Raw genomic sequence first — 24,593 nt, forward strand, 5'->3', positions numbered from 1 at the left:
GCAAATGTATAAAAATAGGAGGTTAAGCATTAATCACTTTATCATCTTTTCCGTTCCAAGAAAGAATTTTATAAGTAAAACCTTCTTCTGTTTTAATTTCTTGGTCTTTCAGCATCAAAAAAGTATCGTCCCAATCGCCATCATCATAACTAATTACCCAGAATAATTGGTTGAACAACAACCCTTCCAAAATATAAACAAGTTCTTCTACGCCATCTACTTCATAGGTTGTAAAAGGAAAAGAAGATTTGATCCAAATCTTATCATCATCCGAAGTCTGAATATAAAGATCAACAAAAGTTGATTTGTATTCATTCTCGATATGAAATTCTAATAATTCTGTATCTTTCTTGTGAAGCCCTGTGAAATCTGGAATTGCTTCAATGATTTGATTGTATATTTTGATTGAAAAATCGTTCATCTTTCTGAAATTAGCTTGCAAAAATAAACGATATTATCTAATTCTGACACGATATTTTGTTTCAATGAATCGAAAAAAGTTAAATAATTTGTATTCAAAATCATAACCATAGTCAATCGAAGGATTCAAATCTATACTTACTGCATACAAATCTGGATTATATGTCATTGGTTGCATATGTCGTTGATTCCAAATCATCACATATTGGCGATTTTTTTGTTCGTAATATTCTTTTGAATAATATTCTTTGGGTAATGCAGTTGTTTTTAAATAAATATCATATTGAGGATCAAATACAACAATATCATAATCTCCATCTTCATTCGGCTCGAATTTTAATGAATTCTCATCTTTATTCGGAACTGAATTTTGTGTGGATTGATTGGTTGTACAAGCAAAAAATAGGAGAGAAACGCTGATAAATAAAAATAGCTTTTTCATAATTTTTAATTTAATTAAATATACTGAAAATTAATGAGAAGCTTGATTCTATTTAGTTTGATGATTGAAAGTTTTAAACTCGATGAGGTTTATAGTTAAAGTATTGTTTTTTTATTAATTTATATTTTTTTAAAAGTATAAGCTTCACTTGGTAGAAATTATATATTTTGTACAATTTAGTTCGTACATTGTCTATCAAATAATATGTTTACCAAAATTGTACAAATGATTAAAATTATAACTTTACTTTTTATTTCAAGTTTTTCTTTTGCTCAATCGGCAGAAGAACTGAATCAGCAATCAAAAGAATTAATACAACAAAATAAATTTGAAGAAGCGCTTCCAATTGTGAAAAAAACAGCTGAATTAGGAAATTCCGAAGCTCAGTACAACTATGCTTTTTTCTTACAAGAAGGTATTGGTATTCAAAAAAATGAACAAGAAGCTATCAAGTGGTATTCTAAATCATCTGACAATGGATTTAATGATGGTCATTACGCAATGATGATGGCATATGGAAATGGACAAGGAATTGAACAAAATTCTAAAAAAGCATTTGAATATGCTTTGAAATGTGCGAATAATAACGACGCTACTTGTATGTGGAATGTAGTTAATAGTTATTTAACAGGCAATGGAGTAAAAGAAGATATTTCAAAATTTAAAGAATGGATTATTAAGCTTGCAAAACTTCCAAATCCTGAAAACCTTTCACAAAGTGGATATATCACATCTGCTCGATTAGAATTAGCCAACTTTTACAAAAATGGAGAATACTTTGAGAAAGATTATTATCAAAGTTATTTATGGTATTTAATTTACAATGAAAATAAGGTTGATTTTAGTATTTTGAAGCAAGAAGAAGTTATTAAAGAAATTAAAGAACTCGAAAAAGGTTTAACAAAAACTGAACTTGAAAAAGCTTCTAAAGATGCAGAAGAACTTTTAGGAAGAAAATTAAATAATCTTAGTGAATTATATAAAAACTCGCTATAATTAAAAGAAATTTCATTATAGCGGTAATTCTTGTAAAATCTATATTTCTAATAAAATATAAACCATTTGAATTTGTTTGACTCGCTCCCAAAAAAACAACCACATAGAAACATAGAACCAAATGATTTTGTGTTGAAATTAGTTGCTTACCTATTCGTATTTTTAACTAATCTTTACAAGTCATCACAACTAAAACGATGTCTCTATGTGGTTAAAATAAATTTGAACAACATCTATAAAATTCTATTTTCGATACAATTTTTCTTCATTCTTCTACGCCGTTAATCAGAGCATTGTACCGAAAAATCACTTTAATTAACAAACTCAATTTCTCCACTACACTTACACAATTGTATGCTCGCCAAGATAGATACTGGTACTTGCCATCGTTTTCGTTTCACTATTCAGAAACGCCCAAAAGTTAACCTTTTTACCATTGTAATAGGTTGGTAATGGAATATGTGCTACCAAAACATCACGCGACTCGATACTTTGCAACACTTCGAACGAATTTAGTTCCTCACAATAGCAAATAACATTCACAAGATCTGTTGGTAGCGCATTACCTTGTCCAGAATTATCTTCCCAATTCATTTGGAAGCTATCCCCGCCAGTCGATTCTATCGTAGGTTGTAAAAAACCAACCAAGTCACCTTTCGAAACCAACACACGCTCCAACACAATAACAGGCAAATCATTTACCATTTCTAACACATTGTTCAGCGTGTAAGATGTCGCAATGTTGTAACGCGATTTTAGTCCAACTCTATTCCCAAAATACAGATTAAGAACTGGACGAATTGGTTGCAAGAAACCAATCACTTGCTTGAATTTGATTTGTTGCATCAATTGCAAATCAGTTGGTCGCCTTTTCGATTTTTTTGGTAAACTGCGAATAATGTCTTTGCCGCGCCAATTAACGCCTACTACAGTTCCCACTTTTCCTGAGAATCCACCAAGGATTCCTTTTTTAATTTCTGCCATAACTGGAAGTTTTTATAGTTAATATTCATAAAGTTAGCAACAGAAACAACACCATTTACAAAAACGCCATTTTGTGTCCGCATTTGTCCGCTTCTGTCCACATTTGTCCACTTTTGTCCGGTTGCTTTTTATTCAATAATAGTATTATAGCAAAATAAAAACCTCGCTAAACCTCTATTCATCATAGGTAGATAAGATTCGTGTTTTTGATTGATTTTTAGCTTGTTCGACCATCGTTCGACCATTGTTCGACGAATCTTCGGAAAAACGGCATTCTCGTCGAAGAACGGTCGAAGAAAACATGAACGAAAGTGGGAGGAAATATGTAGAATTGTAGTTTTACAATAAAGGGTTTGATAAGAGATTTTTGGTATATTTGGGAAAGAAATAAACTCAATATTTATCTTGAATAATCTGAACAAAAATAACACGATGAAAAAATTCCTTTACTTATTACCACTTATTTTATTATGGTCGTGCAATAATGAAGATGATGTCATTACACCTGTTGAAAATAATTCGTTTACGGCCTATCCAAAAGGTTATTTTATAGCTACTGTAAATGGATATGATACAATAAAATTTGAATATCAAAACAATAAAGTAACCAAACGAATTGGTGAATGGTATATTATAGATCCGTATACAAGCTACGTTTACAAGTTTTCTAAATCATTGGAAACTAATATTAGCTACATAGATAAAACTGCAAGTCTAACTAAGTTTTCTAAATTAGATTGGTATCAATATCCAAATGATACACACGTATATACGTTGAGTGGTCAACAAATTTCTGAGGCTACTTTAACTTACAAGGCAAGACCAAACTATACAGAAAAATATGTTTATACTTATGAAAATAACCAGATAAAATACATCGATTTTCTGGTTACCGACCATTATTACACAAATGATTTAAGAAGTCGTAGAGATTTTTACTTTAATGCAAAGGGAAATTTAGATAGTTTGGTTTACAGAGATGCTGACTATGATTTTTATGATGAAGGTGTCCCTCCATATATTAACTACAAGAAGAAAGAGCGCAAAGTAACCACTTTCTCTAATTATGATCAATCGCAAAACCCATTTCAAAACTTAGGTGTGTTTACAGACTTATATTATAAATCTTTATCTAAAAATAACTTCCGTAAAACACAAACAAGAGAATATGACGAAGAAGGGAAACCTACTCTTAATGTTTCAGAATCTAGTTGGGATTATGAATATGTAAATGGAGAGGTAAAAGTTCTGAAATAACGTAAGCGAAATTAGAGGAGAATTTATAGATTTGTAGTTTTACAATAAGGATTATTATGATGGAATTTTGGTATATTTGAGAGTAGTTTAAAAGTAGAAACAAAACAATGAAAACTAAATTTACATTAAAAGCATATATGCCTTTATTATTTTCACTTATTTTCTTAATCTTTTTTATCATATTTACTTATTCTGTGTTTACTTCACCATTTTATGATGATAAATTATTTCCAAAAATATTCTTACCTGTATTTTTTTCTTTTGCTACTATTAGTTTCTTTTATGGAGAATTTAGAACTAAATGTATAACAGTAGAATTCATTAATAATGATATAATTGTAAAACGTTTTTTTGGGATTAAAACTGAAATTTATAAATCATCTGATATAAAAGGATTTAAAGTAAGCCATTTAAGTTCTAATAGTAAAACATACGAATATCTCTATTTATATAAAAATGAAGATAAAACTATTAAAATATCACAATTCTATCACAAAAACTATTTTGAAGTAAAAAGTGAAATCAATAAAAAAATAAAATATCTTGGATACGAAAAGTTGTCATATTTAGATGAATTTAAAGAAATATTTAAATAGTATTTTAAATTCCAAAAAAAAGCTCCTTCACAGGAGCTTTTTGGTTTATGGAATCTCATAGATAATTTTTTTTTTTGACGAACCTTCGGAAAAACGGCATTCTCGTCGAAGAACGGTCGAAGAAAACACAGAGGAAAGTGGGAGAGAATTTGTAGAATTGTAGTTTTACAATAATGGGTATTGATTGTGTTTATTTATTAAATTTTTGTATATTCAATTTCGTATAAAATAATGTTATACGAATAATCAAATTCAAAAATCCAATTTGCACCTAATTATACTATTAATCAGATAGTTATAAAATAAACCAATGCAGATTAAAGCATAAAAAAGCAAGTAAATGTTAGGTTTGTTGTACTAAAAGTTGTACCTTAGTACTCGGTTGCATCGCTTTGAAACATCAAGTAAATCAATGGTTTCATCAGATTGCACTCGTTGAGTTTAGTAAGTACAACAATCAAATACTTCTTTATTATGGCTTCAATTAAATTAGTACTGCGTACACAGCAGGAAGACGCCACAGGTCAAAGCCCTATTTACATCCGGTTGATTAAAGACCGAAAAGCCAAATTTGTAGCAACCGGCGTTAAAGCCAAAGCAAGCGAATGGGATGATGAAAAGCAAAGGCTTAAAAAGAATTATACCAACAGCGCCAGGATGAACGCTTTCCTTTCGCAAAAGGTTGCCGATGCAGAAGCTCAGGTAGCCGACCACGAACGCACCAAAAAATCAGTTTCGGCACGTAAACTTAAAGAAGCTATTAAAGGCAAAACAGACCCTAATTTCTTCGAGTATTGCGAAAAGAGATTGGAAGTCTTGAAAGGCATTGTTTCTTACCGTACAACCGTTATTTATGGTATGTACATCAATAAGTTTCAAAAATTCTTAGGACATCGGGAGTTTTATTTCTCGGATATCAATGTGGGTATTTTGAACGATTATGCAACCTACTGCAAAAAGAAATTGAAAAATGGCAACACCACCATTTTCAGCTCAATAAGAATTTTGAGTTTCTTTTACAATGATGCAATGGAAGAAGAATTGATTGAAATGGCACCCTCTCCTTTCTACAAAGTCAATATTTCGAAAAGCAAGGTAGAACGCCAATACCTCAACAAAAAGCAGATTGAAGAATTAGAAAATTTAGATTTGAGCCAAAGACCAAAAGCCCAGGTGCATCGGGATATGTTTTTGTTCAGTGCCTTTGGTGGCGGTTTGCGTATCAGCGATGTGATGCTATTGCAGTGGAAATGTTATGACGAAGAAACCCAAAAGATTACCAAGGTTATTCAGAAAACACAGAAACAGCACAGTTTTAGATTAGGGGCAAAATCGATTGTCATTCTCAACAAATACAAACCTAAAACGATAGACCCCGAAGCTTTTATATTTCCTGTTTTAGAACATCCGGAAAAGATATTTGCCGATGAAATTCACAAGAGTACACGCATCCGTTCCAAAATCCGTTTGGGCGATGTGCATCTGAAGAAAATGGGCGAAGACTTGAAATTGCCTTTTAACCTGCATTTCCATTTAAGCCGTCATACTTTTGCTACCAATGCTTTGAGTAATGGAATGCGGATTGAATACGTGAGTAAATTGCTCGACCATTCTTCCATCCAGCAAACACAGGTATATGCCAAAATTGTAAGCGAGGAATTGGATAATGCGGTGGATAAATATATTAATTAGGAGAGTTTTATATTTTGTTATTATTTTAATCAAACGATTAAATTGTTTGGTTAAATCAGATAATAGTTTCTATATTTGCAATCTAAAGCATATTAGAGCATAATGGCGAAGTCTAAAGACCCGAAGAAAATAGATACTTCCACAGAAGAAAAAATCATAGAGGCAGCTCGTAAAGTATTTCTCGAAAAAGGCTATGCAGCTACACGCACCCGTGATATTGCTGAAGAAGCGGGGATAAACTTGGCTTTGCTCAACTATTATTTTCGTAGCAAAGAAAAACTATTCCAATTGGTTATGGTGGAAAAGTTGCAACAGTTGTTTAGTGTAGTATTGCCCATAGTCAACAATGATGAACTAACGCTCGAACAGAAATTGGAAACCCTTGCCGAAAACTATATCGATTTGCTTATTGACAATTCTGATTTGCCTATTTTTATATTGAGTGAAATAAGAGCAAACCCGGAAAGATTTAAGGATAGATTGCAAGTGCAACATATTTTGAGAAACTCTTCCTTTGTCAGCCAGATAAGGGAGAAAAGACCTGATGTAGAACCGGTACACTTTATCGTTTCCCTTTTGGGAATGATTATTTTCCCGTTTATAGCTAAACCTATTCTGTTTTCAGATACAAAAAGGTTCAATGCCCTGATGGAAGAAAGAAAGACATTAGTTGTGAAGTGGGCAAAAGCCATTTTGGAAACGTAGTATATTTTTTTGCATATAAACTAATCAAATGATTAAAACAAAATAATTAATAAAATGATTAAAAAAATCAACACCTTTCTATTTGAGGCCACAGGCGGAACAGGTAAAGAAATCCTGATAAAGTTATTAGAACAAAAACACCAGGTATTTGTTTTAGCCCGAAATCCCGAAACATTGAACATTACAGATGACAATCTGAAAATAATCAAGGGCAGTATTTACAATCCCGAAACGTATCAAAACGAGTTAAGTAAATGCGACCTTGTAATTTCTGCATTGGGTACAGGAACATCAAGAAAGCCGACAGAAATTTATTCAAAAGGCGTGCAACAGGTTATTACGGCAATGCGGAAAGCAAATGTAAAACGGCTTATAACTTTGACCGCAGGAGCTTTTGACCCTACCGACCCTGCAACCCGAAATTTCATTGTAAAATATATCGTTCAGCCATTGTTCAAAAACATCTATTCTGATATGCAGAAATGGGAAACCATTTTAGAAAACAGCGAGGAAATTGATTGGACGATTATTAGACCAAGCCGACTACTGAACGGAAAAGAAAAAGGTAAGTATCGTGTACAGCTCGACCATTGCCCGAAAGGTGGCAGTAAAATAAACCTAAGCGATTTAGCAGACTTCATTGTTAAGCAAATCAATTCAGATAAATACATTCATCAGAAAGTTGCTATTGCATATTAGTTCGGTAGAATGGTTATATAGAGCAAAGTCAATTTTTTTTGCTCTACAATTAATCAAATGATTGAAACTAAAAATTAAATAAAATGATTAAAGTAATTCATAAACAAAAATCAAAATGGCTCATTGTCTTATTGCTGATGTGCAGCCATTGGGCAATGGCACAACAAAACAATTCATTGACCCTTGATAACTGCCTCGAAATGGCAAAGCAGAATTATCCTTTGATAAAGCAGTACACGCTGATAGAAAAGACAAAGGAATATTCTATTGCCAACGCTCAAAAAGGGGTTTTACCTCAATTCAATATAGCAGGACAGGCAACCTATCAATCGGCTGTTACCCAAGTCCCGATTTCATTGCCCAATGTGGATATTCCTACAGTGAGCAAAGACCAATACAGGTTATATGGCGAGGTATCGCAGTCCATTACCGACCTGTTTACCGTTAAAGACCAAAAGGAATATATCAATGCCAATTCGGAAATAGAAACACAAAAAACAGAAGTGGAACTATACAAGCTAAGGGAACGCATCAACAACCTTTATTTCGGAATATTATTGATTGATGCCCAAATCCAGCAGACCGAACTACTTAAAAAGGATATTAAAAGCGGCATCGAAAAAACCAATGTAGCCATTGCCAACGGCGTAGCATTGAAAAGCACAGCCGACAACCTGAAAGCCGAGTTGCTGAAAGCTGACCAACGTACCATTGAACTGAAAGCCACACGCAAAGGCTATGCCGATATGCTGGCTTTGTTCATCGGCAAGTCGATTGATGAAAATACCGTTCTTGAAAAACCACATAGGCAAATGCTTACCAACACAATCAACCGTCCAGAACTAAAACTTTTCGACTTGCAGAAAAAATCCTTTGACGTACAGGAAAAGCTGATTACCGCTAAAAACCTGCCTCGTTTGAGTGCATTTTTTCAAGGCGGTTTTGGCAGACCTGGTTTGAATATGCTGGATAATGATTTTCAAGGTTACTATATCGGTGGTTTACGGTTGAGTTGGAACATTACAGGTTTCTATACTTATAAGAACGAAAAGAAAATGCTTGCTAACAATCAAAGTTTGATAGACATACAACGAGAAACTTTTTTGTTCAATACCAACCTCACATTGAAACAGCAAAACGCTGATATAACCAAAATGCAGGATTTGATTGAAACCGATAAGAGCATTGTTATACTTCGTGAAAGCGTAAAGAACACCACACAAAATCAACTTACTTATGGTACGGCAACCACAAACGATTACCTCATTGCGGTAAATGCCGAAGACCAGGCGAAGCAAAGTTTGATTTTACACGAAATACAGCTTTTAATGACAGAGTACAACGCTCAAACAACAGCAGGAAATTAGTAACAATAAAAAAAGTAGAACAATGTATAAAATAAGAATAATCACATTGCTAACAGCTGTTACAGCATTACTAACAGCTTGCAACGACAATAAAGTTTCATTTGATGCTTCAGGAAGTTTTGAAGCAGAGGAAACCATTATTTCATCTGAAGCCACAGGAACAATCAAACAATTCAATATTGAGGAGGGGCAAACATTAGGAGCAGGACAGGAAATCGGCTACATAGACAGCTTGCAGTTATATTTGAAGAAAAAGCAGTTGGAAGCACAGGTTACAGCCATTTTGGGAAAAAAGCCCAATATACCTGTCCAACTATCCGCCTTACAGGAACAGCTAAAAACTACCGAAAGGGAACGAACAAGAGTTGCTAATTTGGTAAAAGGCGATGCAGCTACACCCAAACAGTTGGACGACATCAACGCACAGATTGAAGTGCTGAAAAAACAGATAGAGGCACAACAATCAACATTAAGCATTTCAAGCGAGGGTTTGAGTAAAGACATTGTACCATTACAGGTGCAAGTGGAACAGTTAAACGACCAGTTAGCAAAATGTAAAATCATCAATCCTGCAAACGGAACAGTGCTTGCCAAATATGCCGAAGCCAACGAAATGACCACAACAGGAAAACCACTTTACAAAATTGCCGATTTGTCAAACATCATTTTAAGGGCTTACATCACAAGCAATCAACTCACACAGATTAAACTGAACCAAACAGTAAAAGTGCTTACCGATGACGGCAAAGGCGGTTACAAAGAAACCGCAGGTACAATCATTTGGATAAACGACAAAGCGGAGTTTACACCCAAAACCATTCAGACCAAAGACGAAAGGGCAAATATGGTATATGCCGTGAAGATAAAAGTTAAAAATGACGGTTTATACAAAGTAGGTATGTATGGCGAAATAAAATTCCAATAGCAATGGCAGACGTTGTATTAAATAACATTGTAAAGACCTACAATAAAGGCGAAGTAAAGGCAGTAAACGATGTTTCTTTTGAGGTAAACAAGGGCGAATTGTTTGGCTTGATTGGAGCAGACGGAGCAGGAAAAACAAGCATTTTCCGCATACTTACTACGCTATTGCTTCCCGATAGCGGTACGGCTTCCGTAAATGGTTTTGACGTAGTAAAAGACTATAAAGCCATTCGCAAAAATGTAGGTTATATGCCCGGCAAATTTTCATTGTATCAAGATTTATCAGTAGAGGAAAACCTCAACTTTTTTGCAACGGTATTCAATACCACCGTAGTCGAAAATTACGATTTGGTAAAGGACATCTATGTACAATTAGAGCCGTTTAAAAATCGCAGGGCAGGAAAATTGTCGGGCGGTATGAAACAGAAATTGGCTTTGTGTTGTGCCTTAATTCATCGTCCTACCGTATTGTTTTTAGACGAGCCGACCACAGGCGTAGATGTGGTTTCACGAAAAGAATTTTGGGAAATGCTGAAAGGCTTAAAGCAACAGGGCATTACCATTTTGGTTTCCACGCCTTATATGGACGAAGCCACGCTTTGCGAACGCATCGCATTGATACAAAACGGCAGTATAATGACCATTGATACACCCGATGCAATCATAAGACAGTTTCCCGAAAGATTGTTTGCAGTAAGGGCAACTGAAATGGGCAGATTGCAAAACACTTTGCGAAACAACACGCAGATAAAAAGCTGTTTTTCATTTGGCGACTTTCATCACATTACGTTTCAAAACGATAATGAACATTCACAAAAGAAACTGATACAAACCTTGCAGGAAGACAGTTTTCAAGACATTGAACTCAAACACATCACACCAACCATTGAAGATTGCTTTATAAAGCTGATGAATTGATATGACAAGCGAAGTAGTAATAAAAACAGACAAGCTCACCAAGCGTTTCGGCGATTTCATCGCTACAAATGAAATAACCTTTGAAGTATATGCAGGCGAAATTTTCGGCTTTCTCGGTGCAAATGGTGCAGGCAAAACAACCGCAATGAAAATGCTTTGCGGGCTTTCAAAACCCTCATCGGGCAATGCCACCATTGCAGGTTTTGATATTTACAAGCAGACCGAAGAAATAAAAAAGAACATCGGCTATATGAGCCAAAAATTTTCATTGTACGAAGATTTGACGGTAATAGAAAACATACAATTCTTTGGCGGAATTTATGGTTTATCCGATAAGCAACTGAAAGCAAAAAGCATCGAACTGATTGAAACATTGGGATTGCAGAGCGAAGCAAAAAAGTTGGTGGCTTCATTGCCGTTGGGTTGGAAACAGAAATTGGCATTTTCGGTAGCCGTAATTCACGAACCCAAAATTGTTTTTTTAGACGAACCCACAGGAGGAGTTGACCCGATTGTTCGCAGACAGTTTTGGGATTTAATTTATCAGGCATCAGGCAGAGGCATTACCATTTTCGTAACCACGCATTATATGGACGAAGCCGAATATTGTAACCGAATTTCGATGATGGTGGACGGAGTAATACAAGCATTAGACACACCCGACAATTTGAAAAGACAATTTTCCGCAAACACAATGGACGAAGTATTTTTTGAATTGGCAAGAGGTGCAAAACGAAAATCAGATTAAAAATGAAACAGTTTTTATCATTTGTAAGAAAAGAATTTTATCACGTTTTCCGTGATAAGAAAACGCTGTTAATGCTCTTCGGTTTGCCGATTGCATTGATAGTGTTATTCGGCTTTGCGGTAACCAACGAAATCAAAAATGCAAAAATTGTGATTTGCGACTATGCCAAAGACCAAGCCACACAGCAAATCATCAACAAATTGGAAGCAGGAAATCAGTTTAAGATTACAAAAACAATAATGAGCCACACAGAAATTGAAAATGCTTTCAAAAAAGAAAACATCAAACTGGCAATCATTTTTCCTGCAAACTTCAATAAGGATTTGTTACATCTGAATAAAGCACAGGTACAAATTATTGCCGATGCTTCAGACCCGAATACCGCCAACACATTAACAAATTACGCAACGGCAATTATTATGGATTATCAGCAGGAATTGATGAAAAACAATACTATTCCGCTTCGCATTGTTTCAGAAATAAGAATGTTGTACAATCCCGAACTGAAAGGAGCAACCAACTTTGTGCCGGGCATTATGGCGTTGGTACTGTTATTAGTGTGTGTACTGATGACAGCCGTGTCCATAGTTCGGGAAAAAGAAACAGGCACAATGGAAATTTTGTTGGTTTCGCCCATTAGTCCTTTTTTGGTAATCATTTCAAAAGCCATTCCTTACTTTTTTCTATCGCTTATCAACCTTTCCGTAATACTTATATTAAGCGTTACCCTGTTAGAAATGCCAATAAATGGCAGTCTTTGGTTGTTAATAGCCGAAAGTACTTTACTTATCATTTGTGCCTTGTCATTGGGCTTGCTGATTTCTAATAATACCCAATCGCAACAATCCGCAATGCTTATTTCAATGATGGGTATGTTAGTCCCAACAATGTTGTTTACGGGGTTTATGTTTCCTATCGAAAATATGCCTGTTCCGTTGCAGGTAATAACCAATATTGTTCCGTCAAAATGGTATTACATCATTGTAAAATCAATAATGATAAAAGGTTTGGGCTTTTCAGCGATATGGAAAGAAACGCTTATCCTATTCGGAACAACTTGCTTTTTGCTGTTTGTCAGTTTAAAAACTTTTAAAAACAGATTGGTATGAGAACGCTAAAATTTTTATTGCGAAAAGAGTTCAAACAAATCTTTCGCAACAAAGCCTTGTTGCCATTGATTTTTGTTGTGCCGATAGTACAGTTGCTGATACTGCCGTTGGCAGCTGATTATGAAGTAAAAAACATCAACATTTCAATCGTTGACCACGACCATTCTACCTATTCCCAACAATTGATTTCGAAAATTACCGCTTCGGGATATTTTCAGTTGGCAGATTACGGCACATCATTCAATCAGGCATTTCAGCAAATAGAAAAAGACAAATCCGATTTGATACTGGAAATTCCGCAGGGCTTTGAAAAGAATTTGGTGCGTGAAAATTCAGAAAAATTGTTTGTCGCCGTTAATGCAATCAATGGCGTAAAGGCAGGTCTGGGCGGTGCATACCTCAATCAGATTATTACGGAATACAATGCTGATATTCGCTTGCAATGGCTTCAACCCGATAAATTTAATGCGACACCTGTTATCAGTATTGCTTCATCAAATTGGTTCAATAAATTTTTGAACTATCGTTTTTTTATGGTTCCGGGCATATTGGTTGTATTGGTAACAATGGTAGGGGCTTATATGTGTGCATTGAACATTGTAAAAGAAAAAGAAGTCGGCACTATTGAACAAATCAACGTTACACCGATTAAGAAATATCAGTTTGTATTAGGCAAGCTCATTCCGTTTTGGGCAATCGGAATGTTTATTTTTAGTATAGGACTTTTCGTTGTGGCACGTTTCGTTTACGGCATTGTTCCTGTCGGAAGTTTGCTTTTGTTGTATGGTTATTTGTCAATTTATCTGATTGCTTTATTAGGAATGAGCTTGCTCATTTCCACCTTTGCCGAAACGCAACAGCAAGCAATGTCAGTCGCTTTCTTTTTCATTATGATATTTATGCTGATGGGCGGTTTGTTTACCTCAATCGACAGTATGCCGACTTGGGCTTATTACATCGCAAAGAGCATTCCTGTAACGTATTTTATTGAAGTTGTAAGAATGATAATTTTAAAGGGAAGCGGTTTTGCCGACATCAAATATCATTTCGTTATTATGATTGGATTTGCCGTTTTGTTAAATGGTTTAGCGATTTGGAATTACAAGAAAACAAGTTAGGGATGATGCAGTAAACAAGGGTTTAAAAAAACAATTTGGACAATGAACGAATAAGACATACAGCTATGAATAATCAATACCAAATAAAACGGATAGTAGAGTTTACAGAGTATACCGCAGTTGCAAAAGAGCAGTCGGAAAATACCTTGTTTGATATTTTGGTAGAAGATGTAAAAGATAATAATACCTATTGCCAGGAACTCATAAACAGAATACTAAAACTTCCTTACGCCAAATTGCCCGATTTTTTTTCTCATCATTGCGATTTTGTGGAAGACCCGATAAAATGGCTGAATAAATTTGAAAAACTCATTTCTGAAAACGAAGGGATATTTCATTCATCCAGTAATGATGGCAGGATGATGAAGTGTTATACAATTATTGAAAGCAAAAGAAAAGAATTAGAGATTTTAAGAAACCGACATACTAACCAAAAACCACCAATGCAATATATAAATGCAGAATGTGAGGAACGGTATTTTTCATTTAGAGAAGTAAAAAGTAAAGTAAACGCAATGGCAGATTACACAGACAAGATTATGTTTTTGACCAACGAAAGATTTGATTACGAACAGGCAAGTATCGATTTCATCAACCCAAAATTACCGGATTACTCAGACCAGTGTCAAAAAGAGATAGACCAGATACAGCATTTAATTCGTTTAACTGATGAATTTTCTAAAGAGCAAATGCAGAAGAATACAAACGGATTTCCGTTTAATAAACTCAAAATAAATTGCAACATCAATCAGTTGGTAGATATTTTCTACCAGCTCCACAGAGAAGTATTTGTTGATGGAAAACCAATAATTGATGGTAACATAAATGACATCGCTTCAGTAATTGTAAATAGCTTTACAGATAGAGATGGAAGAGATTTAAGTCCCGAAAGTGTAAAAACAATGCTCACACCATCCAAAACCGATAAACGCCCTAAACCCCACAAAAGAATAGACATTGATAAATTGCTTTAAAACTTTTTAGTTCCGATAGACCATTTCGGAACTTTCGGACTTTTTTACATTGCTGTCCTTTGCTTCCATAAACATAAAATTTCAATAAAATGGAAGCAATTATTTTAAGCAAAGACCAATACACAGAATTGGTAGCAAGGTTGGACGAAATCGCAACACGTCTTAACGCAAAAAACGAACCCAAAAAGGACACGTTTTTAGACAATCAGGAGTTTTTAATGCTGATGAAAATTTCCAAACGAACTGCCCAGACGTGGCGGGACGAGGGGCGTATTTCATTCAGTCAGGTAGGCAACAAAATTTATTACAAGCTGTCAGACGTTGAAAAACTGTTGCAGGAACATTACAACAAAGCATTTGCTAAAAAGTAATGCAGGTAAGAGTTTCAGAACAATTAAAAACGTTTGACTATGGTAGTAAGTATTTTTAAAAACTTCAATGAAGTGGTAGAGAACCAAAAAATCATTGAGGTATTGAACGACATCAAAACAGGTAAGTATATCAATGTGATAACTTATTTAAGAAAGTCATTGGCAGAAAGCAAAATGGAAGCATACGAAAGGGCAAAGAAATCTTTGCCCGCTTTCACGCCTTCGGCTTCCTTTAATGGTGGCAGGAAATTAGAGTTTGTTACTGCATATACTCAAATCGTAGTATTAGACATTGACAAGCTCACAAAGGAACAATTAACCAATGCTAAAGCATTGGCACAGGAAACGCCCTACACTTATTCGGCTTTTATCAGTCCATCGGGAAACGGTTTAAAAATCTTTGTTCGTGTCAATTCATCACAGGAAAACCACAAAGAAGCGTTTTTAGCATTACAGAAATTCTATGAAGAATTTTTATCGTTAGCCATTGACAAATCGGGCAAAGACGTTACACGCCTTTGCTTCGTGTCTTACGATACCGATTTATATTTGAATGAAAATGCAACGGTATATCCTGTAATTTCTACGGAAGATTTAATGCCTTACATTGAACAATCAAAAGAAGTAATTCAAGAAAGTACAGCCATTGTAAATAATGATTTTGCTACGCAAAATTTCACAAGCGATTATTTGGCTACATACGAACATTGCGTAAGGTTTACAGAGAAGAAAGAAAGCTACATTAACGGCAATAGAAACAACTTTGTGCATTTATTGGCTTGCAACCTCAACCGTAAAGGAGTGCCATTACCTATGGCAATGGGTTATATCCTTTCTGATTATAATTATGATGCAAAGGAAGTAACAGCAACCGTAAATAGTGCTTATAAAAATGTTGTAGAGCATAACAAAAGCACCTTGTCCATTTCGCCAAATGGCGAAATTTCCGAGCAATCCAAAAGCATAAAATCATCTGAAGACGAAACGGACGAGGAAGAAGAAAAGCCGAGTTTCATTGATAGGTTGGAAACCTTTTTAAACTTCCGTTATAGCTTTCGCTATAACGTAGTTTCGGGAAAATTGGAGTACAAGGTTGCTAAAGGAACACTTTGGAAACCAGTAACAGATTTTGTTGAAAACTCAATCCTGCGTGAGATTTTAAAAGCAAAAGTAAAGTGCAACATCAATACACTACGCAATTTGTTGCGTTCCGATTACTGCGAGCAGTTCGACCCATTCAAAAACTATTTTGATAACCTACCAAACAATGAAGATGAAACCGACTACATCACAGAGCTTGCAAATACGATTACAACAACAAAGCAGGATTTATGGCAGGTATGTTTTAAAAAATGGTTTGTCGCAATGGTAGCTTGCGTAACCAATGATAAAGCAATCAATCAAACTGTAATTGTATTTAGCGGAAAACAGGGAGTAGGAAAAACAACGTGGATAGAAAAGCTCATACCAAAGCCGTTAAAGGATTATATGTTTTCGGGAACAATCAACCCAAACAATAAAGACACCTTGATACATTTAGCGGAATGTATGCTAATCAATTTGGACGAACTCGAAAACTTAAACCGTACCGAAATCGGTACACTCAAAGAGCTGATAACAAAAACGCATATCCGTGTGCGTAAAGCATACGGACACAACAACGAAACCCTGCCACGCAGGGCATCGTTTGCAGGCAGTGTAAACACTGCCCAATTCTTAAACGATACAACAGGCTCACGTAGATTTTTATGTTTTGAAGTAGAGCATATCGAGTACACACATAACATTGACATCAACCAAGCGTATGCACAGGCAAGGCAACTCTATAAAGACGGTTTCCGTTATTGGTTCAATCAGGAAGAAATAAAAGAAATCAATTTGAACAACGAACAATACCAAATCAGAAGCCCCGAAGAAGAATTATTATTAACGTGGTTTGAGATAGCCGACAGAGATACCGCAAACAATTTTCTGAACACTACACAGATAGCAACCAAATTAGCAGAGAGAGCGAAGCTAAATATCACAGACGGTACAGTTATGAAGTTAGGCAAAGCATTAAAGAAACACGGCTATTTGCGTTTATCCAAAAAAAGCGGTTATGTGTATGCAGTAAGGGAATTGAGTTGGGAAGAAGTGGATAATCAAAACAGGGAAAAAGAGCCACCACCCGAACCGCCCAAACCACCAGAGCAAACAGATTTACCGTTCTGAATTTTCAAAAGGTGCAAAATGCACCTTTTTTCATTCGTTGGGGTGGATAAGTAGGATAACCTTTTTCGGGCAAAAACATTTTTTATTTTTTATCTGCGATAAAAAACAAGCCATAACAAAACTATTCGGTGCAAATGGAAACCTGCGGTTTATCGTTTTGCATTCTTTTAATCGGATAAATCCGTTTTTCATTTCTGCGAAATAAAAAATAATCTTTTTGACTGAATGTACTTATCCTACTTACAGTAGGATTTTGCACTGCATTGCTTCATCGGTTTTGCCTTCGGCAAAAACCTATTTTCTAAAGCTTCGCTTTATAATAAAATATCGGTGCATTCTGCACCTCATTACCTTAATTGGAGAGGATAAGTAGGATAACCTTTTTTGACCAAAAAGATTTTTTATTTTTTATCTCCGATAAAAAACAAGCCACTTTGCACCTTTTCGATGCAAACCGAAACAAGTACTTCGTTGCTTTGCTTCCAATCATCCCAATAAATCGGTTTTTGTATTTCGTAGAAATACAAAAAATATGTTTTGTGGAAATGTAGTTATCCTACTTACTTAAAAAGAAAGAGGCTATCCGTATTTCAGAATAACCTCTTTTGTTTACAAAAATAAGTTCCATCTTATTTTTCTTTGCGAACACCTTTAAATGGTGTACCATCTTTTTTGACATCCATAAAACGTCCGTTATCACTGTCTCTTTTTACCCAAGTTTCAGTTTTTGGATTATATGTTTGACTTCTGTCTCTTACAGCACCATTTCGATGTCCGTCACCTTTAGGAGGATTAGTTGCCATTTTCTTTAAAATTTTTAAATTAATAATTAAGATAAATCTTCTATTACCGCATTTGGAGCATACCGTTTTACGGCTTCTATACCATTGTCACGATTGTATATTGATGAATACATTTCACTCGTTCCCAATACTTGATAGTTATTAGAGTTTTGAGTAAAATAAGGTTCATTTCTTACCGATGTCAATCGTCTAAAGTTAGCATCTGCAATACTAACCTTACTGCTCGCAATACCGCCTTGACAGTTTTGCTTTGTAGTATAAGTTTCACTTGTTAATAGGGTTTCTCCATTTGGAGCTTTTAAAACCCACCAATATTGTCCGCTGGACGTTTTACGAATAATGTACTTTGACATTTTTTTTAAATTTTAATTAGTTAATCAATTGTAATTGTACCTTTTCCAAGGTATTCTAGATGGATGTACGTTTGCTAAGAAGTTTACAATATCTGTTCTTCCTTGATACCTTGGAACACCACGGCTGTTTTGAGCCATCAAAATGATTGGCATTCTTGGAAAAATAGTTTGAAAACCACTTCTGGCATTGTTACACTCTGAAGAGCTGTTGAGTACGTGTTCTTTGACCACGACAATGGCAAATGATACTCCTTGCTCTTTTAATACTGCTCCTTCGAACGTCATAAAATGTAATTTTAAATTATTAATAACTTATCCTCTACATTCACGGAGTTAGGAATTTTACCCGGTGCGTACTTTTTATTGAAAAACTAATTAAAATCTATGTTTATTAAAATAAACAGTTACTTTTGCAAAACGAAACTTTTCAATATTGGAATGCCAAAGGGTTACCAACCCCGATAAGCTACACACTGCTTTTTACATTCCGGTTTAAATTATTGTCTTAAAAGCTGGAACTTTTAAGACATTTTTTTTGTCTTTTTTTATTGGTAATTTTTATCCATTTAATCTAATTCTTACTTCTTCTCTTATTTTCACGTTGCTATGAACGAAACTAAAATTGTTCAACAGCTGCGTAACTTCATTATAAATATTTCCTCTTTTTTTGGTGTCCTTAATGGTTACGACCAAACAAAATTCCTGGCTTGGTACGGTTTTTTGTATTTCACACTTGCTTTCTGTAAAATGTCTGAAAAGCCCTTCAAGTTTTAAGTACCAATTCTTAGGTGCTTTTAAAAACTTATCTTTATTGGTTGGTGTAAAATCATCAAAATTTACACTCCATTTTTTTACAGGCTGAAATTTATCTCCGTAAGAAAGTAACATTCTCTCGCTTGCAAAAGAAGTTTCAAAATCCTTCATAGCCTTTTTGCTGTAAACACTTGTTGCTAAAACATTTTGTCTTCCATCCGCTCCAATTGGGTTTTTAACCCTTGGTTGGGTTATATCTTTTTCAATTTTTTCATCATAGCTTCCTAAATAGACATCAATATTTGACTGACAATATTCCGCTCCTTGCGATACTTCTAAAATAGGAGAAGTTACAAGTGTTACGGTTAGTTCTCCATAAAAATATCCGTCATCATCTATCATACTTTGTGGAAATGGAAAATCCAGAATATCGATGAATGAACCTTTCTCAATATTGTCTTGAAGAATTAATGTAATTTCATTGGGTTGATTAAATAAAATATCGTTGATATTTGTAGGCATTCCAAATCCTGCTGCATCAATTTTTTCTGCAATAGTCATTTTCATTTCTTCCGGATACTTTGCAGAATGAATTACAAGTGCTTTCAAAAGAAGAGGGTTAAATTCTTCGTTTAACATTGAATGAACGCCTGCTGTTATAGCAGCGATACGAGGTGTAGAAAAACTTGTTCCCACTTGTTTTGCTAAACTTCCGTCAGAAGAAAATGATTTCACAGGATTTATAACAACTTTATTAGTAGTATCTAAACCGGCATTTCCGCCAAAATGAACAACATCAGGTTTAATCAAATTTGATGGTCCTGGACCAATTCTCGAAAAAGGAGATGAATTGTTTTTCTCAGCATAATCTGTTTCCAATTTATCGTGAGCTATAGAACCAACTACAAGGCCTCTTACGGTATCAGCTGATTTTGCTATTCTGCTTTTTGGTGCATTGATTTTAAAATTATTACAATTGCCTGCAGATTTGCATATTAATACATTGTTTTCTTCTTGGATTTCATCTAATGCTTTTGCAAAATCTGAAAATTCATATAAATCAGCTTCTCTGTCAGTACCAAGAGATAAGTTCCATATTTTTATCTCATTATGGTCAGTTATTGCTTCTCTAATATTTTCAATTAATTCGTCCTCAAATATTTTTTGCTTGGTCAAATCAGGCATTACAATGGCTTCAAACAATTTGCATCCTTCAAAACCAGTGTAGTCTTTACCCTCTAAATTATCGCCATACAACAAAACACCAGCTACAAAAGTGCCGTGCCCTTTATTAATATAATCTTTGTGATATTTGGTAAAACTTTTATTGTGTAGCCACGGAGTAAGGTGCGGAATGCTTGAAATCCCTGTATCAAGAACTCCTACTACTGGATAATTAGCACCTTCTTTTGGTTGTTTTATTTCAATAACATTTTCCTCTGTCAATTCATCCAAGGTCAGACTATAAGAAGGCATTTCTGTAATTAGCTGGATACCGTCAAAGTCACGCAATTCTTCAAAATCATCAGTAGTTACCTTGCTAATTCTGAAAATGTTTAATTCGTCTGAATATTCAGCTTTTTCAAAGTCAATATCATTATCTCTACAATATTTTTCAAAACTTCTGATAAGGATATTGTTCAAATCGGCATTGCCATAATTGAAAAGCTTTACTTTATATACTTGGTCTTCGTATTCTTCCTCAATTTCAATTTGCGGTTTAAATTCTTCTATATTATTAATGGCTGAAATACCTACAAGGGTTGTATAATTAGGAAAAGCTAATTTGGCATCAGAAAACCGATTTGAAATATTTTTCAAGTCGGTTTCATTATCAATTTTGATTAGCACTTCATCTTCACCGCTTACACCAATAATATTCAGCTTACCAACATTGAAAAGATTACCAATTTCTTTTCTGTAGGTTTTGGCTAAAGCATCGCCGCTTACCTTTAGTTTTACTACTGAAGGTATATAGTTATTCTTCTTAACTTTTTCGGCTAATGAATTGGAAACTTCTGCCAAGACTGTCTTAATGTATTCCGACTTCTCTCTCATCTGTCCTTGAGAAGCCCATTTAGGAATTGTTTGACCACCACCAGCTTCGGTTCCCATTTCATCTTTCTGTCTTTTCTGAAAGAATTTAATTGGCAAATTTCTATTTTCCATAGTTTATGCTTGTTTGTTTAAGTAGTTTCTAATTTGTCTTAATGACACTTTCATACGCTCGGCAATAGTTGCTTGCGGCACTCCATTCTCATTTAGGAACTCAACAAGTTTTTCAATAGTAATATTTCCATTGTTATTGAATTCATACAATTCAATAATTACATCTTCATAGGATAGGATTTGACTACTATGGATAATAGTATGTGCTTTTGCATTATTAATTACGGCTTTAATATCTGATGGTGTTTTTCCTTCAAAAAGTTTCACTAATCTGTCTTTCTTTTTTTCATCGTTTATGAAATCGGTTTTGAAGTCATCAACAAAGTTTTTTATTAGTTCTTCAATTTCATTTTCTTGAGGAGAGCCTATTTCTATAACTGTATTAAATCTTCTCCAAATTGCTTTATCCAAAATTTCTGGATGATTAGTCGCTGCGATAAGTATATTATTTTTAGCAAAAACATCAATATTTTGAAGCAAACTATTAATAACTCTTTTCAGTTCTCCCAATTCATATTGGTCGTCTCTTGCTTTAGCAATTGCATCGAACTCATCAAGAAAAAGGATACAAGGTTTATTTTCAGCAAACTCAAAAATTTTTCTGATGTTCTTTGCTGTATTTCCTAATAGGGAAGAAACGATTGCATCAAATCTCGCTATTACCAAGGGAAGCCCTGTGCTTTCAGAAATATATCTTGCAATACTTGTTTTTCCAACTCCTGGCTTTCCGAATAATAATAATGTATTGGAAGTTTCTATTCCGTTTTTAATTAATTCGCTTTGATGTTTAACAAGACTAACAAAATCGTCTATTTTATTCTCAACAAGATGAGGCAAAACGATTAAATTTTTATCTTTTGATGGAACTTCAACATCAACAATACTTAACCGGCTTTCTTGGTCAACAGGCGTAGTAAGTAATTCATCCATTGTAATTGTTGTAGCCGGACCTTTGTCAATGGTCTTTAGGATAAGTTTAGCTAGTTTTTGGTCGCCGTCGCCATCTAGCTTTTCAGCAAGCATTTTAGAATAATTTAAAACCTTTTTAGTGTCTTTATTCAGCCCGCCTTCAATTATCCTTAGTATTTCCGTGTACATAATATTTCGATTGTAAGTTACTTTTTATGACACAAAGATATTATATTTTGGAAATAAAAACAAATAAATCGTAAAATTAAATACAAAAATTGTAATTATTTTACACTAATCGTTATTTAAGTAATCTTATATGGAATATTATTTCTAAAAATCGGAATATTGAAAGGGTAGTTGAGTTTTCTAAGAACAATTCACAGAACCCACGCTCTGCCCACGCCAAGAAAAAATACGGCTTAAGCCAGGCGCCATCCGCACAAGTCCAACGCTTCGCCTGTCTTCTATGGCATTGCCACCGATTTGCAACTGTCATACTTTTTGCGTTGTTTTTGCCAACGCGCTACAGCACATTGCCATCCTCGTTCCTGCGGTGGCAAAGAGCTGTCCCAACACCAAAAAAACAAAGCAAAAAGACACTGCACTCCAACCACCACCACCGTTCCGTTTATGCCAGTATGCAAATCGGTGGAAGCTAAGTTACATAATGTTATTATAGTACATTTTTCCCACGCTTGTAGGCGACTACGCCAACGCAAAAATGTCCTATAATAACATTATGTAAAATAGCCAATGCCATAGTCCGCTACCCGAAAAAATATCCCAACGCACAATCCCAACGCTCATATTTTTCGTGTATCGGAAGCCGTATTTTTTCTTCCCAACGCCTTGCCCACGCTTTTTCCCACGCTCCCCACCACCCATTTCAGCGGTGCAGGAATAAAAAGGCATAAGTTGTTTATATCCCAAGTGCCTACGGCAGGTGCAAACAGCATAGTTCCATTGCATTGCACTTCGCTTGATTTGCACCAGCCTCAGCACCGCACTGCAAGCGTATTGCGAGACGCATAACCTTGCTTTTTCCCACCGCTAACAGTTTTGGATATACCTTTTTATCCCTGCGAGTTTATTGCCCCATTGCCAACGCTCCTAAAGAAAGTTTCGTTTCCGATTGACTTTTTCTGAAGAATTGAAAAGAAGAAATTTCATCGATTGAAACTTGATTGATAGCTGAAAATGAAAAGAAGATTTGGTTATCAGTAGCCGGTCAATAAATAAAAAAAAGTAAGCAAAGTTAGGTGGCTTCCACAAGCCCAACGCTCAAAAAAAAGCAAAAGACTACGGCATAATGGCAAGGCATTTATGGTGGCTTCGCCGAGTTTTTCCGTTGCCTTGCCACCCTTCGGGACTTATTCCGTTTCCTTTTGCTTTTTTGCCACGCCACCTTTTAAACGGCTTTCTTTTTTCTTTTTTTTCCCTTTTTTTCTTTCTTCTTTTCAAAATATTTCATCGAAGCGGAGCGGAGCAAAATTTTTAAAGCAGATAGTATGAAAACTCCAAAAATCTACACCTACAGTCCAAAAAATCAAAAGTCAGCATTTGATTTGTACGCACTCTCCAAAGGTTTAAACAGCGGAAAACCTTTAGAAAACCCCTGCCCGAATTGCTTCGTTATTTCCTGTCGTAATGCGGAAGAATTAGACCAATACCGCACCTTATTATTTGGATTATGGAAAGCAAAATCTTTTCATCAATATTTTGTCGGTTCGGTCATTCCATTCATCAGAATACAAGATTTTAAAAACCTCGTTTTTGAGCAAATGGCACATTTACAGAAAAAACAAAAAACCTATCAGCAAGATGTAAAAAAGTTCAAAGCTTTGGCGCAAAACGAAAGAGCGATGTACGAACAGCTCCTTTTAATTTCCGAACTAAAACGAATGTATATTTCAAGGCATTTAAAAAGGTAGCCGTTTCGGCTACCTTCGTTTGCGTTTACCATACCCACTGATTTACCGTTATTGGCACTTTGACAGCTATATAAAGGCAATATAAAAGCACCGTTTTATAAAAACGATGCAAGCGGATGCAGAAAACAAAAAATCCTG

General features: G+C 35.0%; 24 protein-coding genes. 16 read left to right on the forward strand and 8 right to left on the reverse strand.

What is annotated here, in order from left to right:
• Positions 1-22: 22 nt before the first annotated feature.
• Together N5D90_RS00510 and N5D90_RS00515 are read right to left on the reverse strand one after the other, a co-directional pair.
• A complete protein-coding gene (locus tag N5D90_RS00510; protein ID WP_115000920.1) occupies positions 23-421 on the reverse strand; it encodes a hypothetical protein in 399 nt (132 codons plus the stop codon).
• A 33-nt stretch (positions 422-454) separates the two neighbouring features.
• Entirely contained in the window at positions 455-862 is a 408-nt protein-coding gene (locus N5D90_RS00515) for a DUF6146 family protein (protein ID WP_260392465.1), read from the reverse strand.
• A 225-nt stretch (positions 863-1,087) separates the two neighbouring features.
• Between N5D90_RS00515 and N5D90_RS00520 the strand changes: the two genes are divergently transcribed.
• A complete protein-coding gene (locus tag N5D90_RS00520; protein ID WP_160279596.1) occupies positions 1,088-1,858 on the forward strand; it encodes a tetratricopeptide repeat protein in 771 nt (256 codons plus the stop codon).
• A gap of 342 nt (positions 1,859-2,200) precedes the next feature.
• On the opposite strand, the gene N5D90_RS00525 is transcribed toward N5D90_RS00520, so the two are convergent.
• Entirely contained in the window at positions 2,201-2,842 is a 642-nt protein-coding gene (locus N5D90_RS00525; RefSeq protein ID WP_038335831.1) for a DUF6266 family protein, read from the reverse strand.
• 432 nt (positions 2,843-3,274) lie between these two features.
• On the opposite strand from N5D90_RS00525, the gene N5D90_RS00530 reads away from it, so the two are divergent.
• The 14 genes from N5D90_RS00530 to N5D90_RS00595 all read left to right on the forward strand — a co-directional run bounded on the left by N5D90_RS00530 (position 3,275) and on the right by N5D90_RS00595 (position 17,534).
• Positions 3,275-4,099, forward strand: coding sequence for a hypothetical protein (locus N5D90_RS00530; protein ID WP_280061188.1), 825 nt, complete (start codon positions 3,275-3,277; stop codon positions 4,097-4,099).
• A gap of 107 nt (positions 4,100-4,206) precedes the next feature.
• Positions 4,207-4,695, forward strand: coding sequence for a hypothetical protein (locus tag N5D90_RS00535; protein ID WP_280061189.1), 489 nt, complete (start codon positions 4,207-4,209; stop codon positions 4,693-4,695).
• Between the two features lie 474 nt (positions 4,696-5,169).
• Positions 5,170-6,387, forward strand: coding sequence for a site-specific integrase (locus N5D90_RS00540; protein WP_280061190.1), 1,218 nt, complete (start codon positions 5,170-5,172; stop codon positions 6,385-6,387).
• Between the two features lie 102 nt (positions 6,388-6,489).
• Positions 6,490-7,092, forward strand: coding sequence for a TetR/AcrR family transcriptional regulator (locus N5D90_RS00545; protein ID WP_280061191.1), 603 nt, complete (start codon positions 6,490-6,492; stop codon positions 7,090-7,092).
• Between the two features lie 54 nt (positions 7,093-7,146).
• Positions 7,147-7,791, forward strand: coding sequence for an NAD(P)-dependent oxidoreductase (locus tag N5D90_RS00550; RefSeq protein WP_124803753.1), 645 nt, complete (start codon positions 7,147-7,149; stop codon positions 7,789-7,791).
• An 83-nt stretch (positions 7,792-7,874) separates the two neighbouring features.
• Complete coding sequence (locus tag N5D90_RS00555; RefSeq protein WP_280061192.1) at positions 7,875-9,158, forward strand: TolC family protein; 1,284 nt, start codon at positions 7,875-7,877, stop codon at positions 9,156-9,158.
• Between the two features lie 22 nt (positions 9,159-9,180).
• Positions 9,181-10,083: an HlyD family secretion protein gene (locus N5D90_RS00560; RefSeq protein WP_280061193.1), complete on the forward strand. Its 903-nt coding sequence runs from the start codon at positions 9,181-9,183 to the stop codon at positions 10,081-10,083.
• Positions 10,084-10,085: 2 nt separating this feature from the next.
• Positions 10,086-11,000 carry an ABC transporter ATP-binding protein gene (locus N5D90_RS00565; RefSeq protein WP_280061194.1) on the forward strand — a complete coding sequence of 305 codons (915 nt, stop codon included), beginning with the start codon at positions 10,086-10,088 and terminating at the stop codon, positions 10,998-11,000.
• Position 11,001: 1 nt separating this feature from the next.
• Positions 11,002-11,748, forward strand: coding sequence for an ABC transporter ATP-binding protein (locus tag N5D90_RS00570; protein ID WP_124803761.1), 747 nt, complete (start codon positions 11,002-11,004; stop codon positions 11,746-11,748).
• Between the two features lie 2 nt (positions 11,749-11,750).
• The gene (locus tag N5D90_RS00575; RefSeq protein WP_280061195.1) at positions 11,751-12,857 is read left to right on the forward strand and encodes an ABC transporter permease; all 1,107 of its coding nucleotides are present in this window, start codon (positions 11,751-11,753) and stop codon (positions 12,855-12,857) included.
• Positions 12,854-13,975 carry an ABC transporter permease gene (locus N5D90_RS00580; protein WP_280061196.1) on the forward strand — a complete coding sequence of 374 codons (1,122 nt, stop codon included), beginning with the start codon at positions 12,854-12,856 and terminating at the stop codon, positions 13,973-13,975. The genes N5D90_RS00575 and N5D90_RS00580 overlap by 4 nt, the downstream gene beginning before the upstream one ends.
• Positions 13,976-14,040: 65 nt before the next feature.
• On the forward strand, positions 14,041-14,949 hold the full coding sequence (locus N5D90_RS00585) for a hypothetical protein (protein WP_280061197.1): 909 nt from the start codon (positions 14,041-14,043) through the stop codon (positions 14,947-14,949).
• Between the two features lie 89 nt (positions 14,950-15,038).
• Positions 15,039-15,320 (forward strand): helix-turn-helix domain-containing protein, encoded by a 282-nt coding sequence (locus N5D90_RS00590; RefSeq protein WP_165130411.1) that lies wholly within the window; start codon positions 15,039-15,041, stop codon positions 15,318-15,320.
• Between the two features lie 39 nt (positions 15,321-15,359).
• A complete protein-coding gene (locus N5D90_RS00595; RefSeq protein ID WP_280061198.1) occupies positions 15,360-17,534 on the forward strand; it encodes a VapE domain-containing protein in 2,175 nt (724 codons plus the stop codon).
• Positions 17,535-18,163: 629 nt separating this feature from the next.
• Here N5D90_RS00595 and N5D90_RS00600 read toward each other — a convergent pair.
• From N5D90_RS00600 to N5D90_RS00620, 5 genes are all read right to left on the reverse strand, one after another.
• Entirely contained in the window at positions 18,164-18,337 is a 174-nt protein-coding gene (locus N5D90_RS00600; RefSeq protein WP_209390671.1) for a hypothetical protein, read from the reverse strand.
• A gap of 26 nt (positions 18,338-18,363) precedes the next feature.
• Positions 18,364-18,690 carry a YegP family protein gene (locus N5D90_RS00605; protein WP_280061199.1) on the reverse strand — a complete coding sequence of 109 codons (327 nt, stop codon included), beginning with the start codon at positions 18,688-18,690 and terminating at the stop codon, positions 18,364-18,366.
• A 24-nt stretch (positions 18,691-18,714) separates the two neighbouring features.
• Positions 18,715-18,843, reverse strand: coding sequence for a hypothetical protein (locus N5D90_RS00610; RefSeq protein WP_280061200.1), 129 nt, complete (start codon positions 18,841-18,843; stop codon positions 18,715-18,717).
• 405 nt (positions 18,844-19,248) lie between these two features.
• Positions 19,249-21,612: a S8 family peptidase gene (locus N5D90_RS00615; protein WP_280061201.1), complete on the reverse strand. Its 2,364-nt coding sequence runs from the start codon at positions 21,610-21,612 to the stop codon at positions 19,249-19,251.
• A 3-nt stretch (positions 21,613-21,615) separates the two neighbouring features.
• On the reverse strand, positions 21,616-22,710 hold the full coding sequence (locus N5D90_RS00620; RefSeq protein WP_280061202.1) for an ATP-binding protein: 1,095 nt from the start codon (positions 22,708-22,710) through the stop codon (positions 21,616-21,618).
• Between the two features lie 1,322 nt (positions 22,711-24,032).
• Between N5D90_RS00620 and N5D90_RS00625 the strand changes: the two genes are divergently transcribed.
• Positions 24,033-24,455 (forward strand): DUF6943 family protein, encoded by a 423-nt coding sequence (locus N5D90_RS00625; RefSeq protein ID WP_280061203.1) that lies wholly within the window; start codon positions 24,033-24,035, stop codon positions 24,453-24,455.
• The last annotated feature ends 138 nt before the right edge of the window (positions 24,456-24,593 follow it).

The organism is Empedobacter sp. GD03797 (genome assembly GCF_029842105.1).
Classification (GTDB): Bacteria; Bacteroidota; Bacteroidia; order Flavobacteriales; family Weeksellaceae; genus Empedobacter; species Empedobacter falsenii_C.

What these genes read in the sequence shown, in the direction of transcription:
- N5D90_RS00510 (WP_115000920.1), bottom strand. Translation starts at nt 421, where the DNA reads ATGAACGATTTTTCAATCAAAATATACAATCAAATCATTGAAGCAATT.
- N5D90_RS00515 (WP_260392465.1), bottom strand. Translation starts at nt 862, where the DNA reads ATGAAAAAGCTATTTTTATTTATCAGCGTTTCTCTCCTATTTTTTGCT.
- N5D90_RS00520 (WP_160279596.1), top strand. Translation starts at nt 1,088, where the DNA reads ATGATTAAAATTATAACTTTACTTTTTATTTCAAGTTTTTCTTTTGCT.
- N5D90_RS00525 (WP_038335831.1), bottom strand. Translation starts at nt 2,842, where the DNA reads ATGGCAGAAATTAAAAAAGGAATCCTTGGTGGATTCTCAGGAAAAGTG.
- N5D90_RS00530 (WP_280061188.1), top strand. Translation starts at nt 3,275, where the DNA reads ATGAAAAAATTCCTTTACTTATTACCACTTATTTTATTATGGTCGTGC.
- N5D90_RS00535 (WP_280061189.1), top strand. Translation starts at nt 4,207, where the DNA reads ATGAAAACTAAATTTACATTAAAAGCATATATGCCTTTATTATTTTCA.
- N5D90_RS00540 (WP_280061190.1), top strand. Translation starts at nt 5,170, where the DNA reads ATGGCTTCAATTAAATTAGTACTGCGTACACAGCAGGAAGACGCCACA.
- N5D90_RS00545 (WP_280061191.1), top strand. Translation starts at nt 6,490, where the DNA reads ATGGCGAAGTCTAAAGACCCGAAGAAAATAGATACTTCCACAGAAGAA.
- N5D90_RS00550 (WP_124803753.1), top strand. Translation starts at nt 7,147, where the DNA reads ATGATTAAAAAAATCAACACCTTTCTATTTGAGGCCACAGGCGGAACA.
- N5D90_RS00555 (WP_280061192.1), top strand. Translation starts at nt 7,875, where the DNA reads ATGATTAAAGTAATTCATAAACAAAAATCAAAATGGCTCATTGTCTTA.
- N5D90_RS00560 (WP_280061193.1), top strand. Translation starts at nt 9,181, where the DNA reads ATGTATAAAATAAGAATAATCACATTGCTAACAGCTGTTACAGCATTA.
- N5D90_RS00565 (WP_280061194.1), top strand. Translation starts at nt 10,086, where the DNA reads ATGGCAGACGTTGTATTAAATAACATTGTAAAGACCTACAATAAAGGC.
- N5D90_RS00570 (WP_124803761.1), top strand. Translation starts at nt 11,002, where the DNA reads ATGACAAGCGAAGTAGTAATAAAAACAGACAAGCTCACCAAGCGTTTC.
- N5D90_RS00575 (WP_280061195.1), top strand. Translation starts at nt 11,751, where the DNA reads ATGAAACAGTTTTTATCATTTGTAAGAAAAGAATTTTATCACGTTTTC.
- N5D90_RS00580 (WP_280061196.1), top strand. Translation starts at nt 12,854, where the DNA reads ATGAGAACGCTAAAATTTTTATTGCGAAAAGAGTTCAAACAAATCTTT.
- N5D90_RS00585 (WP_280061197.1), top strand. Translation starts at nt 14,041, where the DNA reads ATGAATAATCAATACCAAATAAAACGGATAGTAGAGTTTACAGAGTAT.
- N5D90_RS00590 (WP_165130411.1), top strand. Translation starts at nt 15,039, where the DNA reads ATGGAAGCAATTATTTTAAGCAAAGACCAATACACAGAATTGGTAGCA.
- N5D90_RS00595 (WP_280061198.1), top strand. Translation starts at nt 15,360, where the DNA reads ATGGTAGTAAGTATTTTTAAAAACTTCAATGAAGTGGTAGAGAACCAA.
- N5D90_RS00600 (WP_209390671.1), bottom strand. Translation starts at nt 18,337, where the DNA reads ATGGCAACTAATCCTCCTAAAGGTGACGGACATCGAAATGGTGCTGTA.
- N5D90_RS00605 (WP_280061199.1), bottom strand. Translation starts at nt 18,690, where the DNA reads ATGTCAAAGTACATTATTCGTAAAACGTCCAGCGGACAATATTGGTGG.
- N5D90_RS00610 (WP_280061200.1), bottom strand. Translation starts at nt 18,843, where the DNA reads ATGCCAATCATTTTGATGGCTCAAAACAGCCGTGGTGTTCCAAGGTAT.
- N5D90_RS00615 (WP_280061201.1), bottom strand. Translation starts at nt 21,612, where the DNA reads ATGGAAAATAGAAATTTGCCAATTAAATTCTTTCAGAAAAGACAGAAA.
- N5D90_RS00620 (WP_280061202.1), bottom strand. Translation starts at nt 22,710, where the DNA reads ATGTACACGGAAATACTAAGGATAATTGAAGGCGGGCTGAATAAAGAC.
- N5D90_RS00625 (WP_280061203.1), top strand. Translation starts at nt 24,033, where the DNA reads ATGAAAACTCCAAAAATCTACACCTACAGTCCAAAAAATCAAAAGTCA.